The organism is Mesorhizobium sp. B2-4-15 (genome assembly GCF_006658505.1).
Taxonomy (GTDB): Bacteria; Pseudomonadota; Alphaproteobacteria; order Rhizobiales; family Rhizobiaceae; genus Mesorhizobium.
The window spans coordinates 65,083-81,101 of record NZ_VFUZ01000002.1 but is presented as its reverse complement, the minus strand read 5'-3'; the positions used below and the strand labels follow the sequence as shown (position 1 = coordinate 81,101).

The window sequence follows — 16,019 nt, the reverse complement described above, 5'->3', positions numbered from 1 at the left end:
CCCCTCACCTGCCTGCCGGCATCCTCTCCCCGTATAGGGACGGGGAGAGGGGCGCTCTCGCCAACGGTTTCGCCAATCGTCGGCATTCTAGGAAGGAAGCCGGCGTTGCAGCCAGCCCCCTTCTCCCCGTTTCTATACGGGGAGAAGTGCCCGGCAGGGCGATGAGGGGCAGTGCTACCCTCTCCTATGAAGCCGAATTGAGTGAGGGCCGGGCATCGTGAATTCCAGCCAATCCCATCGCCTCACATCCGGCGGCCTCATCGACCGCTCGGCGGCGCTGAATTTCCGCTTCGACGGCAAGAGCTTCGCCGGCTTCCAGGGCGACACGCTCGCCTCCGCTTTGGTCGCCAATGGCGTCAAACTCGTCGGCCGCTCGTTCAAGTACCACCGTCCGCGTGGCATCCTGACCGCGGGTTCCGAAGAGCCCAACGCGCTGGTCGAATTGCGTACGGGCGCGAGGCGCGAGCCGAACACCAAGGCCACGACCGCCGAGCTCTATGAAGGCCTCGAGGCCGCCAGCCAGAACCGCTGGCCGTCGCTGCGCTTCGACGTGATGTCGATCAACCAGCTGTTCGCGCCGATCTTCGTCGCCGGCTTCTACTACAAGACCTTCATGTGGCCGGCGAAGTTCTGGGAAGCGGTCTACGAGCCGGCGATCCGCCGCGCCGCAGGCCTCGGCCGCGCCGCGGGCATCGCCGATCCCGACCACTACGACAAAGCCTGGGCGCATTGCGACGTGGTGATCGCCGGCTCCGGTCCAACGGGCCTCGCGGCGGCGCTGGCTGCCGGCCGCACGGGTGCCCGCGTCATCCTGTGCGAAGAGGATTTCGCGCTCGGCGGACGCCTGCTCTCGGATGGCGGCACGATCGACGGACTGCCGGCGGCGGAGTGGCTGTCGCGAACGCTGGCTGAACTCGCAACGATGCCCGATGTCCGCATCATGACCCGCACCACGCTGTTCGGCGCCTATGACGGCGGCACCTATGGCGCGATCGAGCGTGTGAACGACCATCTCCCCTCGCCGCCCGAGCATCAGGTGCGCCAGCGGCTGTGGCGGATCGTGGCCAAACGCTGTGTGGTCGCGGCTGGCGCCATCGAACGGCCGATCGTCTTTGCCGGCAACGACACGCCCGGCGTGATGATGGCCTCGGCGATGCGCAGCTATGTCATACGTTATGCCGCGGCGCCTGCAAGGCGCGTCGCGCTGTTCACCAACAATGAGGACGGCTGGCGCACGGTCGAGACCGCCCTCGGCGCGGGATTGCAAATCGCGGCGGTGATCGACGCACGGCACGACATATCGCCGGCCCATCGTTCGCTGGCATCCAAGGGCGGATTCCCGGTGCTGCACGGCTCCGTCAGCGGTGTCGACAGCGGCAAGGACGGCGTCCGCAAAATCGCTGTCTCACTCACCGGCGGTGCGCGCGCCGAGGTCGAGGCCGACGGCTTGGCCGTTTCCGGTGGCTGGAACCCCGCTGTCGGGTTGACCTCCTATCATCGAGGCCGGCCGAAATGGCGTGAAGATATCGCCGCCTTCGTGCCCGACGGCGCGCCGCCCGGCATGGTGGCCGCTGGCGCCGCCACCGGTTCCTTCGGCCTTGGCGCCTGCCTGCGCGAAGGGTTTGCGGCAGGCACTGCCGCGGCGCACGATGCGGGGCGTAGCGGCAGTTCCGGCTCGATGCCGGTCTCCGACGACGAAGCCTTTTCGCTGACGCCGCTTTGGCATGTTGCCGGCAAGGGCAAGGCCTTCGTCGACCAGCAGCATGACGTCACCGCCTCCGATGTCGAGCTTGCTCAGCGCGAGGGCTTTGAATCGGTCGAGCATCTGAAGCGCTACACCACACTCGGCATGGCGACCGACCAAGGCAAGACCTCCAACGTCGCCGGCCTCGCCATCATGGCAGCGGTAAGCGGCCGCTCCATTCCCGAGACAGGCACGACGATCTACCGGCCGCCTTACGTGCCCGTCGCCATAGGCGCCTTTGCCGGCCATCACCGCGACGAGACCTTCCATGCGACGCGGCTGACGCCGTCGCATCACTGGGCGGCCGAACAGGGCGCGGTCTTCGTCGACACCGGCCTGTGGAAGCGCGCGCAATGGTATCCGCGTGCCGGCGAGAAGGACTGGCTGGAATCGGTAACCCGAGAAGTCAAGGCGGTGCGCTCGGGCGTCGGCTTCTGCGATGTCTCGACGCTCGGCAAGATCGACGTGCATGGCCCGGATGCCGGCGCCTTCCTCGACCGCGTCTACATCAACACCTTCTCCAACCTTGCCGTCGGCAAGGCGCGCTACGGACTGATGCTGCGCGAGGATGGTCTGGTCTACGACGACGGCACGACGTCGCGGCTGGCCGAGGATCACTATTTCCTGACCACTACGACCGCCAAGGCCGGGCTGGTGATGCAGCATCTCGAATTCTGCCGGCAGGTGCTGTTTCCGGAACTCGACGTGCAACTGACTTCGATATCCGACCAGTGGGCGCAATTTTCCATTGCCGGACCCAAGACCCGCGATCTGCTGAAGGAGATCGTCGATCCGGCCGAGGATCTCTCCAACGAAGGTTTCCCGTTCATGGGCGCGCGCGAAGTGGCGTTGCGCGGCGGCATCAAGGCGCGGCTGTTCCGCATCTCCTTCTCCGGCGAGATGGCGTTCGAGATTTCCGTGCCGGCTCGCTACGGCGAAGCCATGGCGCGCAATCTGATGCTGGCCGGCAAGCCTTTCGGCGTCACGCCTTACGGCACCGAGGCGCTCGGCGTGATGCGGATCGAGAAGGGCCATGTCGCCGGCCCCGAGCTTAGCGGCACGACGACGGCCGCCGACCTTGGCCTGGGTAAGATGATGTCGACCAAGAAGGACTTCATCGGCCGCGTCATGGCCGGCCGCGAGGCGCTGGTCGCCCCGGACCGACAGGTCGTGGTCGGCGTCAAGCCGACCGACAAGGCGAGCCGGCTGCGCTCCGGCGCACACATCATCCCGAAGGGCCAGACACCCGGCCCGAGCAACGACCAGGGCTATGTCACCTCGGTCTGCTTCTCGCCGACATCAGACCAGTGGATCGGGCTCGCACTCGTCGAGCGTGGCCGTGAGCGCATCGGCGAGATCGTGCACGCGCATGATCCATTGCGCGGTGAGGACTATGATGTCGAACTCTGCAACCCCGTCTTCTACGACCCGGATGGAGGGCGCCAGCGTGGTTGAGTTTTCCTGGGACGTCCGCAGCCCGCTCGAACGCGCGCTCGTTGCTGGACCGTACGGCGCACACGGCGATGCCGGTGTGTCGCTGACCGAGATCCGTAATTTCGACCTCGTCCAGGTGATGGCGCGGCGCGGCAAGGCGGCCGAAACGGCGACAGCCGCCAACGGCCATTTCGGTGTCGCCGCTCCAGAAACGCCCAAGGCGGTGCGGACGGCGGATGCCACGTTGATCTGGTCGGGACCGGACCAGTTCTTCGTCCTGTCGAAGGGCGGCAGGCATGGGATGGGCGCGCTGGCGCCGGGGTTCTCCGGCTCTGCCTCGCTGTCGGATCAATCGCATGCGCGGGTGCTGATCAGCATTTCCGGTACCAAGGCGCGCATGATGCTCGCCAAGCTGTCGTCGATCGATCTGCACGCCGAGGCGTTCCCGGTCGGTGCGGCCGCCGCGACCTCGATGGATCACACCAGCGTCACGCTGTGGCGCGGTAATGATCGGACTGATGGCCAGGCGGTGTTCAACGTTCTGGTGTTCGCGACATTTGCCGAGAGCCTGTGGCAGATGATGCTGGACTCGGGTGCCGAGTATGGAATCGAGATCGCGTATTCCGAGGATTTGGCGTAACGCTGCGCTCTTCCTTCTCCCCCTTGTGGGAGAAGGTGTCGCCGAAGGCGACGGATGAGGGGTGTTCCAGGGAACACCAACGTCTCACTCCGCTGGAACACCCCTCATCCGTCTCGGCGCTACCGCGCCGATCCACCTTCTCCCACAAGGGGGAGAAGGAAGAAGCGCGCTTCACCTTGCCAAACCCAACCGCCCTGCTATTCTCCCTGCTAAAATAATTTCACGCACAGGCAAACTTGTTTCTCGAACCGCAAGGCTGAAATGAGCCAATCGCCTTACCCCGCCGTCACGGCCGGACCGCCCAGGCCGAGCCTCATCCTGCGGCCCGGCCAAATCGCGCTGCCGCCAGGCATGGAGCGCTATACGATCCAGGGCAATGGCGCGGTGCTGCTCGAGGTCGAGGCCGGCGACACGATCACGGTGCGCAATGTCGAAGGCGGCCAGGCTTGCGAATTGCTGGCGTGGGACCATAGCGGCGTCACCGATCCCGGAATTCTCGGCGAGAAGTCGAACAGCAACGCTGCCGGCATCAAGGCGCTGCTGGCGGAAGGCGACGACAGTCTCGCTTCCGTGCGCCGCGGGCTCGAGCGCCGGCAGGTGCAACTCGACCAACCCAAGGCGGTGCGCATCTTCGGCGGCTCGACGCCTGCCGGCACGGAGCAGGCGTTTGCCATCGCCCGCGACGGCGCTTTGCTGATCGCCGCGCCCGGCGGGCCGATGCTGGTCGATGGCCATGACACCGCGACGCCGCTTACCGTCATGGTGCGCCGCGCCACGGTCCGCCCGAAAACAAAATCCCAGCTTGCCGATCCGCTCGCCGATCCGGTGCTCGACCTGCGCGTCCACTCGGCAACAGCCGAATCCTATTTCGTGAAGGCCGGCGATTATCTGCAGATCATCGATGTCGACGGGCGCCAATGCACCGACTTCCAATGCTTCTCGGCGCGCAAGCTCGACAAGGGTCTCGATCATCCGCTCGATGTGACGACGACGCGCACGCTGATGGGGTCGAGCTATCCGATGCCGGGCCTGCATTCGAAATACTATGACCAGGACATGGAGCCGCTGGTCGAAGTGGTGCAGGACACGTGCGGCCGGCACGATGCGTTCGCACTCGCTTGTGCTGCCAAATACTACGATGACATCGGCTATCCCGGCCACACCAACTGCTCCGAGAATTTCAACCGCGCACTGGCTGGCAAGGGCGTCGATTCCCGCGCCGGCTGGATGGCGATCAACTTCTTCTTCAACACGGCCATCGACGCGCATGGCGTCATGGTCTCCGACGAGCCGTGGTCGCGCGCCGGCGACTACGTGCTGCTGCGCGCGCTGACCGACATCGTTTGCGTGTCCTCCGCCTGCCCAGACGACACGACGCCGGCCAATGGCTGGAATCTCACCGACATCCATGTGCGGACCTATTCCGGCCAGCACAAATTCTCGCGAGCGATCGCCAGACGCATGACGCCCGATTCGGAACCGAAAATGACCCGCGAGACAGCCTTTCATTCGAGCTTTGCCAAACACACCCGCGACTTCGTCGAGTACCGGGGCTATTGGCTGGCCAATTCCTTCGCCAAGGAGGGACCGATCGCCGAATACTGGGCCTGCCGGCAGGATGCCGTGATCATGGACCTGTCGCCGCTGCGCAAGTTCGAGGTGACTGGTCCGGATTCCGAAGCGCTGCTGCAATACACACTGACCCGAGACGTCAAGAAACTCGGCGTCGGCCAGGTCGTCTACTCCGCCATGTGCTACGAGCACGGCGGCATGATCGACGACGGCACGCTGCTGCGGCTCGGCAAGGACAATTTCCGCTGGGTCGGCGGCGACGATCTATCCGGCGAATGGCTGCGCGACACGGCGAAAAAACTCGGGCTCAACGTGCTGGTGCGCTCCTCTACCGACCAGATGCACAATGTCGCCGTACAGGGCCCGAAGAGTCGCGATATTTTGAGGGAAGTCATCTGGACCTCGCCGCTTCAACCGTCGATCGAGGAGTTGGAGTGGTTCCGCTTCGCGGTGGCACGTATCGGCGGCGGCAATGGCATTCCGGTCGTCGTATCGCGCACCGGCTATACTGGCGAACTCGGTTACGAGATCTGGTGCCATCCGCGCGACGCCGAAAAAGTGTTCGATGCGATCTGGGAAGCCGGCCAGCCGCACGGGCTGAAGCCGATGGGGTTGCAGGCGCTGGACATGGTGCGTATCGAGGCCGGGCTCATCTTTGCCGGTTACGAATTCTCCGACCAGACCGATCCATTCGAGGCCGGCATCGGCTTTACCGTGCCGTTGAAGACCAAGACCGACGACTTCATCGGCCGCGAGGCGCTGATCCGCCGCAAGGAGAACCCACAAAACAAACTGGTGGGGCTCGACATTGACAGCAATGTCGCTGTCGGCCACGGCGATTGCGTCCATGTCGGCCGTGCCCAGATCGGCGTCGTAACCTCGGGCATGCGCTCGCCGGTGCTGAACAAGAACATCGCGTTGGCGAGGCTCGACGTCACATACTCGGCCGTCGGCACGGAGGTCGAGATCGGCAAGCTCGACGGCCACGCCAAGCGGTTGCCTGCGCGGGTCGTCGCCTTCGCCCATTATGATCCGCAGAAGACCAAACCACGCTCCTGAGCGCTGCACTCCGGCACATGGATTTGGCTTGCCGGTGATGCCTACAAGCCGCATTGCGGGCTGCGCTCGCAAGCGTGATGTGCACGGCGCCACAAATCGCTTGACGTGAAAGCGCGCCGGATCAATCTTCACTCTTAAGAAAAAAATACGACTGAGTGGAAACACCGGAATCGTACCGATCATTGGCCGGGGAGCAAGCTTCGCAAAGCCGAAGCATCGCCGGCGGGGAACATCAAAAAGGGGAATTAACCGACATGAGCACGATAAGCACTGCCCTCGAGCAGCCTGCCGAAAGCAAGCTGCTCAGGCACATCGACTGGCGCGGCGCCTTCTGGGTGGCGAGCGGCGTTCCGGCGCTGGTCCTATTCTCGATCGGCGGCATTGCCGGCACGACGGGAAAGCTTGCCTTCCTGATCTGGACGGTGTCCATGATCATGGGTTTCCTCCAGTCCTTCACCTACGCCGAGATCGCCGGCCTGTTCCCCAACAAGTCGGGCGGCGCCTCGATCTACGGCGCCACGGCCTGGCTGCGCTACTCCAAGTTCATCGCGCCGCTCTCGGTGTGGTGCAACTGGTTCGCCTGGTCGCCGGTGCTGTCACTCGGCTGCTCGATCGCCGCCGCCTATATCCTCAACGCGCTGGCGCCGGTGCCGATCTTCACCGAGACATCGGCGGAAGTCGTAGCCTACATCGCCGCGCACGCCGGAACCGCTCCGGCCGACGCCATCGCGGCGGTCACCGCAGCCGCAACGCCGGCGATCCGCAACTGGACGCTTTTCAGCCACACGCTGGGTCCGGTTTCCTTCACCTTCAATGCCACCTTCTTCATCGGCGCCGTGCTGATGCTGATCATCTTCTCGATCCAGCATCGCGGTATCCTCGGCACGGCCAGCGTGCAAAAGTATATCGGGCTGCTCGTCATCATCCCGATGCTGATCGTCGGCGTGGTGCCGATCTTCACGGGACAGATCGACTGGGCGAATTTCTCGCCGCTGGTGCCGCTCGCGGCCGCCTACGCGCCCGAACCCGGCTCCTGGAACATCGCCGGCTGGACGCTGGCACTTGGCGGCATGTTCATCGCCGCATGGTCGACTTACGGTTTCGAGACCGCCGTCTGCTATACTTCGGAGTTCAAGAACCCCGGCACCGACACCTTCAAGGCCATCTTCTATTCCGGCCTGCTCTGCATGCTTCTGTTCATCCTGGTGCCCTTCACCTTCCAGGGCGTGCTCGGCCTGAACGGCATGCTGGCGACGCCGATCGTCGATGGCTCCGGCGTGGCGGATGCGCTGGCCGGTATGGTCGGCGGCGGCCAGCTTATCCATAGCCTGCTGGTGATGCTGATGATCCTGGCGCTGGTGCTGTGCATCATGACGGCGATGGCCGGCTCGTCGCGCACCCTCTACCAGGGCTCGGTCGACGGTTGGCTGCCGCGCTACCTCAGCCATGTCAACGAGCACGGCGCGCCGACCCGCGCCATGTGGACCGACCTTTGCTTCAACCTGATCGTGCTGGCCATCGCCTCGGCCGACGCGACGAGCTTCTTCTTCATCCTCGCCGTGTCGAATTGCGGCTACATCATCTTCAACTTCCTCAACCTCAACGCCGGCTGGATCCATCGCATCGACAACGGCCATATCGCGCGCCCCTGGAAGGCGCCGACCTGGCTTCTGGGGATCGGGGCGATCTTCGCCTACGTCAACGCGATCTTCATGGGCGCGGGTGCCAAGGTCTGGAATCCCCTGGCGCTATGGGCCGGGCTGATCACCGCTGCGCTGATCATCCCGGTGTTCTGCTTCCGCCACTACATCCAGGACAAGGGCAAATTCCCGGAGCACATGCTGGCGGACCTCGGCATGGCGGGAGCCGACCTCTCGGTCAAAAAGGCGGGCATGCTGCCCTATCTGACGCTGGTCGCCGGCGTGGCGGTGATGCTCATCGCCAATTGGGTGTTCGTCATCTGACCAACGCAATAGGCCGGGCGCCTGTCGGGGCCCGGTCCGCATCTTCCATCGATCCAATCCATCCCTGCGAAAGCCGGGATGGATTTTTTGTTGTTTGCTCTCCTGGCCATTGCGCGGCGACCGCGCCGGTCACGCGGACCGGCGGAGAGAGCGGGCGAATTGGCGATGGACGTGAGCTTGCCGGCCGGGCGGCATCGCCCAGCCAGCAATTTTATTCGGCGGCCAGTGCCAGTTGCGGCCTCTCGGCAGGCAGCTTGGATTCGGACGTCTGTTCGTCGATCTTGGCCTTCTTCGGCTCGCGACCGAAGAACAGGGCGTAGCCGGCTGGCAGCACCAGGATGGTGAGCACGGTGGCGACGAGAATGCCGCCCATCATGGCGTAGGCCAGCGGCCCCCAGAACACGGCGCGCGAGATCGGGATCAGCGCCAGCACCGCCGTCATCGCCGTCAGCACGATCGGCCGGAAACGGCGAACAGCCGAGCCGATGATGGCCTCGGAACGGGCCATGCCGGTGGCGATGTCCTGGTCGATCTGATCGACCAGAATGATCGAGTTGCGCATGATGATGCCGAGCAGCGCGATGACGCCGAGGATGGCGACGAAGCCGAACGGCGCGCCGCTGATCAGGAGGGCGGCGGCCGCACCGATGATGCCGAGCGGACCGGTCGCCAGCACCAGCATCGCCTTGCCGAAATTCTGCAGCTGAATCATCAAAAGCACGACGATGATGGCCAGCATGACCGGCGCCTTGGCGGCGATGGACGCCTGGCTTTCGGCCGAATCCTCGGCGCCGCCCTGGATCTCGATCTTGTAGCCGGGCGCCAGGCCGTCGCGCAGGCCCTGCATGTCCTTGTACATCTTGGCCACGACATCGTTGGACTGTATGCCATCGGGCAGCGTGGCGCGCACGCTGATGGTCGGCAGACGGTCGCGGCGCCATTCTATGCCTTGCTCCAGCACCGGCACCACCTTGGCCACCTGAGACAGCGGCACGAAGCCACCGAAGTCCGTCGGGATATAGACGGAATCGACCGAGGACAGCAGGCTGCGGCTGGCATCCGGCTCGCGGGCCACAATCGAGACCGTCTCCTCGCCGTCGCGGAAATTGTCGAGCGGCGCGCCGGACATCGTTGCCTGCAGCATCTGGCGGATGCGCTGCGAGGTGACGCCGAGCGCACGGGCACGATCCTGGTCGATGACCAGCTTCATCGCCGGCACCGGTTCGAGCCAATCGTCATGAATGGCGCCGAGCAGCGGATTCTCATGGAACTTCGCCTTCACCTGATCGGCGATGCGGCGCACCTCCTGCCGATCCGGACCCATGACGCGCATCTGCACCGGCCAGCCGGTCGGCGGTCCGAGGAACAGCCGGTCGACCTTGGCGCGGATCGAGGGGAAATCCTCGGCCAGAACGGTGCGCAGCTTGACGATCAGCCGCTCGCGCGCCGGCTCGTCATTGGCCATGACCAGCATCTGGGCAAAGTTGGGATTGCGCAGCTGCTGGTCGAGCGGCAGGAAGAAGCGCGGTGCGCCCTCGCCGATATAGGTGGCGATGAAACGCTTGTCCTTGTCGTCCATCATCCTGGCTTCAAGCGCCTTCGCCTGCGCCTCGACCTCCTTGATGCTGGTGCCTTCCGGCAGCCAGAGGTCGACGAGAATCTCCGGCCGCGACGACTGCGGGAAGAAATTCTGCGGGATGAACTGGAACGCCCACAGGCTGGTGCCGAAAGTCGCCAGCGTCATCGCCAACACGATGATGCGATGGCGCACGGCCCAGCCGACGGTGGCACGCAGCCGCCGGTAGAAGCGCGTGTCGAAGACATCATGATGGCTGCCGGCATGCTTGCGCTGCTTGAGGATCATGTTGCCGAGCCATGGCGTGAAATAGACCGCGACGAACCATGACACAATCAGCGCGATGCCGACGACATAGAACAGGGTGCGCACATACTCACCTGCGGTCGAGGCGGCGAAACCGACGGGGATGAAGCCGGCGGTGGTGATGAGCGTGCCGGTCAGCATCGGGAAGGCGGTCGAGGTATAGGCGAAGCTCGCCGCCTCGATCTTGACCAACCCCTCCTCCAGCTTGCGTTCCATCATCTCGACGACGATCATGGCGTCGTCGACGAGCAGGCCGAGCGCGATGATCAGAGCGCCCAGCGAAATGCGCTGCAGGTCGATGCCAAGCTCGTACATGATGGCGAAGGTGGCGGCCAGAACCAGCGGAATGGCAATGGCGATAACCAGACCGGAGCGCCAGCCGATCGAGAGGAACGAGACGACAAGCACGATCAGCAGCGCTTCGCCGAGCGCATGCATGAACTCGCTGACGGCATCCCTGACAACCTCGGGCTGGTCGGAAATCTGGTCGACGGAAACGCCATAGGGCAGCGCCGCCTCGAAGCGCTTGTAGGTCGCCTCGACATCCTTGCCGACATCGGTGACCTTGAAGCCCTTGGCCATGACGACGCCAAGCTGCACGCTGTCGTGGCCATTGAAGCGGTATTTGCGCTGGAAGGGATCTTCGAGACCCGAGGTCACGGTGGCGATATCGCCGAGCCGGGTGACCTGACCACCGGCGCGCAGGCGCAGTTCCCTGATGTCGGCGGCCTTGCTCACGTCGCCTTCGACCGAAATGCGGACCGAATTGACGCCGGTGTCGACGGCGCCGGCCGGATCGACATTGTTCTGGCCCTTGATCGCGTTCTGCAGGTCGGTCAGCGTCAGGCCGCGTTCGGCCAGCGCCTTCGACGAGACGTCGATATAAAGTTTTTCCGGCTGATCGCCGATGATCACCGCCTTCTCGACGCCGGGCGTCGTCAGAAGCATGTCGCGCGCCTGGATCGCGAATTTCTTCAGCTCGGGATAGGAGAAGCCTTCGCCGCTGATCGAATGCAGCGTGATGAAAGTGTCGCCGAACTCGTCGTTGAAGTAGGGGCCGAGCAGGCCCTGCGGCAGGTCGCCTGATATGTCGCCGACCTTCTTGCGCACCTGATAGAAAGCGTCCGTCACCTCGGCGGCATTGGTATCGCCCTTGATCTGCACCGTGATGATGGCGCTGCCGGCGCGGGTGAAGGAGCGCACGAAGTCGAGATGCGGCGTCTCCTGTAGCTTGCGCTCGATCTTGTTGACGACCTGGTCCTCCATCTCGTGGATCGAGGAGCCTGGCCAGATCGCCTGCACGACCATCACCCGGAAGGTGAAGTCGGGGTCCTCCTTCTGGCCCATGTGCATCAGGCCGAGCGCGCCGGCGATGATGATGAGGCCGAACAGGAACCGCGCGATGGAGGGATGGCCGATGGCCCAGCGCGAAAGGTTGAAGGGCCGCTTTTCTTCAGTGGAGGTCGTCATCGGTGCTGATCCACTTTGCTTGTTTGCCGGCGCCTGATGCCTCGACGAAGCGCGACGCGCGAAACGAAATCATCTGCGTTCGATACCGGCTTCCGGGCGGCGCGACTCTTCGAGCGGAGAGACACTCATCGCGGTGGGACGCGAGGATCGATGCGGGGGTACATCGGCCTTGACGTCTCGACCTTCGGGCGTGCGCCGCCCGGAAACCTGCGGCCGCGGGAACGCGCGGCCGATCTGTCTGCCGTCAGCGCAGCCGGCTGGCGTCATCGCTCTCGGCGGAGGCGGATTGCTGCGTCATGCCGCCGGCGAGCTTCACCTTCAGATCCTCGGTCATGAACTGCGTGCCGGCGGCGACCACTATATCGCCGGGCTTCAACCCCTCGGCGACACGCACGCCACCTGCGGCGAACTCGGCGACCTTGACCGGACGGGCATGGACGGTGTCGGCGCCACGGTCGACGGTCCAGACGATCGACTGGCTGTCCTTCTGCGCCAGCGCGCTCAGCGGGATCGACACGAGTTGCTTTTCGTTGGCCGCCGATGCCTCGATATTGGCGGTCATGCCGAGCAGCACGCGCGGGTCGTTGGGCAGGCTGACGCGGACGGCAAAGGTGCGCGATTGCGGATCGGCGCTGCCGGCAACCTCGCGGACCTTGCCGTCGAGCGCCAGTGCACTATCGGACCAGAAGCCGGCCCTGACGATCTTGCCCGGCTTGAACTCGGCGATTTCCATTTCCGGCACCGCGATCAGCACTTCCTTTTCGCCGTCGACCGCGACCGTGACCACCGGCGTGCCGGAGCCGACCACCTGGCCGACATCCGCGTTGACCGCGGTGACGATGCCGTCCCTGTCGGCCCTGAGATCGGTATAGCCGACCTGGTTCTTGGCCTGGTCAAGCGACGAGCGGGCGGAATCGCGCGTGGCGACGGCCTGGTCATAGGTCAGCGTCGCCTGTTCGAGCTGCGATTTCGGCGCGAAGTTCTTGGCAAAGAGCTGTTCGGCCCGCTTGCGGGCGAGCTCGACGGTCTCGACCTGCCGCTCGGCGGCGTCAAGGGCGGCTTGCGCACTCTTGACCGAAAGGTCGTAATCGGAGGGATCGATGCGGGCGAGCACGTCGCCGGGCGCCACACGCTGTCCAATGTCGACAAGACGCTCCGTGATCTTGCCGTTGACGCGGAAAGCCAGGGCGCTTTCGGTGCGGGCTCTTACCGAACCCGAATAGGACAATGTGCGGGTATCATGCGCCTGGGCGATCTCGACGACCTTGACCGGGCGGATGATATCCTTGACTTCGGCTTTCTCCTGGCTGCAGCCGGCAAGCCCGAGTGCGGCGACGATCAAGCCGGCGACCGGCAATCTGCGGAGGATGGAATTGGACAAAGACACCTTGGCACTCCCGAACTGGAGATGAACTGTCGACCGGCGCCCGGCGGGCGGCGGCTATTTCTTCAGGGCCTTGATCGCGTAATCGATAAGGTCGTCGGGCATCGCCCGGTTTGTCTTGGCGAGGCACTGCGCCACCATCTGCGGATGGCACAGGATCACGGTGGCGGCGCCGAAGCAGCGTGACGCGATCACCGGATCCTGCTCGGCGAACTCGCCGGCCTCGATGCCCTCGCGGATCACTTCCGCTAAAAGGTCGTGGATGCTGTCGACATGCCTGTCGATGACGCCCCAGTCCCGTTCGAGCGCGACGATGACCATCTCGTGGACCTTCTGGTCGTCGAGCAACACCTCCATCGTCATCTTGTACTGCGCGTGGACGTAGCGCCGCAGCCGCTCCTCGGCGCTGATCGGCAGACGGGAGATCTCGTAGGCCATCTTATAGCTGGCACCGAGCATGCGGCCGCAGACAGCCTGGTGGATTTCAACCTTGGAGGCAAAGAAACGATAGATGTTGGCGGGCGACATGCCGAGTTCGCGGGCGATGTCGGCAACGTTGGTCTTGCCATAGCCGTAATGGCGGAACAGGCGCTCGGCGCAATCGAGAATACGGGTGACATTCTCCTGTCTGGCGGCATCGGCCACGATGTTGGCAGCTTCGGACATCTTCGCTTTCGATTTATTAGTGACGAATTTCAATTTTCGTCAGTCGTAAATTGAAGAGAGGGCGATGTCAACGCGAAATCGACGTACGCGTACGATTGGTGACAGATGGTGACAGAGGCGGGTGCGACAACCGGCGCTCGCGATTGGCGATCAGCCCCCATGAATTCGTCATCCTAGGGCGAAGTAAGGAGCGTAGCGACGCAACGCAGGACCCTAGGATCCATTCCGTGACGTCAGTCAAAGAATGAGGCGGATCAATATGTTACATCAAAAGGCGAACTGTTGCCCGCAGCAGTCATTCACGACCGTTGGAGCACGGCCGCCAGGTCGCGGCATGGATCCTAGGGTTTCCGCGACGTCGCTTCGCGACTGCTCCGCCCTAGGATGACGAAGCCGCCTAGGTCCGCGGCAAATTGTCGAGACCTAGCAAAAATGACGGTGCGCTCACGCCACCTTGGCCATTTCCCGCAGCCGGAACTTCTGGATCTTGCCGGTCGAGGTCTTGGGAATTTCGGCGAAAATAACCGCTTTCGGCACTTTGAAGCGGGCGAGCAGCGTCCGGCAATGCTCGATGATCTCGGCCTCGGTCGCGGTCTTGCCGGTCTTCAGTTCGACATAGGCAACGGGCACCTCGCCCCATTTGTCGTCAGGGCGCGCCACCACGCCGCAGGAGGCAACGGACGGGTGCTTGTAGAGCGCGTCCTCGACCTCGATCGAGGAAATGTTCTCGCCGCCAGAGATGATGATGTCCTTGGAGCGGTCCTTGAGCTGTATGTAGCCGTCGGGATGCATGACGCCGAGATCGCCGGAGTGGAACCAGCCACCGGCGAAGGCTTCGTCGCTCGCCTTGCGGTTTTTCAGATAGCCCTTCATGACGATATTGCCTCGGAACATGACCTCGCCGATGGTTTCGCCGTCGGCCGGCGTCGTTTTCATCGTCTCGGGATCCATGACGCTCAGGCCTTCGAGCGCTGCATAGCGCACGCCCTGTCTCGCCTTCTTGCCCGCCCTCGCCCCCTTGTCGAGCGCGTCCCAGTCACTGTGCCACTCGTTGACCACGGCGGGGCCATAGGTCTCGGTCAGGCCGTAGAGATGGGTGACGGCAAAGCCGGCGTCGGCCATGCCGGACAACACGGCTTCCGGCGGTGGTGCGGCCGCGGTGTTGAAGGTCACCGTCTGCGGGAACTGGCGCTTGTCCTCCTCGCTTGCGTTGATCAGCACCGACATCACGATCGGCGCGCCGCACAGATGGGTGACGCCATGGTCGGCAATGGCGTCGTAGATCGGCTTCGGCCGCACCCAGCGCAGGCAGACATGCGTGCCGGCCTGGACCGCGAGCGTCCAGGGGAAGCACCAGCCGTTGCAATGGAACATCGGCAGCGTCCAGAGATAGACGGCGTGCTTGGCCATGCCGGCATGGATGGTGTTGGTGTAGGCCATCAGCGCCGCGCCGCGATGGTGGTAGACGACGCCCTTGGGATTGCCTGTGGTGCCCGAGGTGTAGTTGAGCGAGATGGCGTCCCATTCGTCGTCGGGCATCGACCAGTCGAAATCCTCGTCGCCGCCGGCGACAAACGCCTCATAATCCATGCTGCCGATCCGCTCGCCCTTGGGATAGGGCGCGTCGGTGGCGTATTCGGGATCGTCGTAGTCGATGACCAGCGGCCTGACCCTGGCCAGATCGAGCGCTTGCCGGACGACGCCGGAGAATTCGCGATCGACGATGAGCAGCCTGGTCTCGGCGTGGTCGAGTTGGAAGGCGATGACGGCGGCATCGAGGCGGGTGTTGAGCGAATGCAGCACCGCCTTTGTCATCGGCACGCCGAAATGCGCCTCCAGCATGGGTGGCGTATTGGACAGCATGACGCTGACCGTGTCGCCCTTGCCGATGCCACGCTTTTGCAGCGCCGAGGCAAGTTTCAGCGAGCGGCGCCAGAAATCGCGATAAGTGACGCGCTGGTGGCCATGGATGATGGCGATGTGATCAGGATAGGTCTTTGCCGCCCGCTCCAGATAGGTGAGCGGCGTCAGCGGCTGATGGTTGGCCGCATTCCGGTCGAGATCCTGCTCGTAGGGATTTCCCATCCCGTCCTCCCCAAAGTCCTTTCAAGCTTTCTAACCTTAGGCCTCTCCTCAGGCTATCCCCTCGAATGACCGAAAATGCTAAGGTATAGCGGCTTTGTAGAACGGCGATCCGGATAAGC

8 protein-coding genes are annotated in these 16,019 nt (G+C 64.0%); 4 read left to right on the top strand and 4 right to left on the bottom strand.

Going from position 1 to position 16,019, the window contains the following annotated elements; genetic code table 11:
- Positions 1-217 precede the first annotated feature (217 nt).
- The 4 genes from FJ930_RS02710 to FJ930_RS02695 all read left to right on the top strand — a co-directional run bounded on the left by FJ930_RS02710 (position 218) and on the right by FJ930_RS02695 (position 8,413).
- On the top strand, positions 218-3,199 hold the full coding sequence (locus tag FJ930_RS02710) for a sarcosine oxidase subunit alpha (protein ID WP_141834524.1): 2,982 nt from the start codon (positions 218-220) through the stop codon (positions 3,197-3,199).
- Positions 3,192-3,818, top strand: a complete 627-nt coding sequence (locus tag FJ930_RS02705; RefSeq protein WP_141834521.1) for a sarcosine oxidase subunit gamma — start codon at positions 3,192-3,194, stop codon at positions 3,816-3,818. Before FJ930_RS02710 ends, FJ930_RS02705 begins: the two co-directional genes overlap by 8 nt.
- A gap of 261 nt (positions 3,819-4,079) precedes the next feature.
- Positions 4,080-6,449, top strand: coding sequence for an aminomethyltransferase family protein (locus tag FJ930_RS02700; RefSeq protein ID WP_141834518.1), 2,370 nt, complete (start codon positions 4,080-4,082; stop codon positions 6,447-6,449).
- A gap of 254 nt (positions 6,450-6,703) precedes the next feature.
- Positions 6,704-8,413 (top strand): APC family permease, encoded by a 1,710-nt coding sequence (locus FJ930_RS02695; RefSeq protein ID WP_140743461.1) that lies wholly within the window; start codon positions 6,704-6,706, stop codon positions 8,411-8,413.
- A 211-nt stretch (positions 8,414-8,624) separates the two neighbouring features.
- Here the strand turns inward: FJ930_RS02695 and FJ930_RS02690 are convergent, their stop codons facing one another.
- From FJ930_RS02690 to FJ930_RS02675, 4 genes are all read right to left on the bottom strand, one after another.
- A complete protein-coding gene (locus tag FJ930_RS02690; protein WP_141834515.1) occupies positions 8,625-11,765 on the bottom strand; it encodes an efflux RND transporter permease subunit in 3,141 nt (1,046 codons plus the stop codon).
- Between the two features lie 244 nt (positions 11,766-12,009).
- Positions 12,010-13,152 carry an efflux RND transporter periplasmic adaptor subunit gene (locus tag FJ930_RS02685; protein WP_141834512.1) on the bottom strand — a complete coding sequence of 381 codons (1,143 nt, stop codon included), beginning with the start codon at positions 13,150-13,152 and terminating at the stop codon, positions 12,010-12,012.
- Between the two features lie 54 nt (positions 13,153-13,206).
- On the bottom strand, positions 13,207-13,815 hold the full coding sequence (locus FJ930_RS02680) for a TetR family transcriptional regulator (protein ID WP_141834509.1): 609 nt from the start codon (positions 13,813-13,815) through the stop codon (positions 13,207-13,209).
- Positions 13,816-14,259: 444 nt separating this feature from the next.
- Positions 14,260-15,900 (bottom strand): acyl-CoA synthetase, encoded by a 1,641-nt coding sequence (locus FJ930_RS02675; protein WP_141834505.1) that lies wholly within the window; start codon positions 15,898-15,900, stop codon positions 14,260-14,262.
- Between the last annotated feature and the right edge of the window lie 119 nt (positions 15,901-16,019).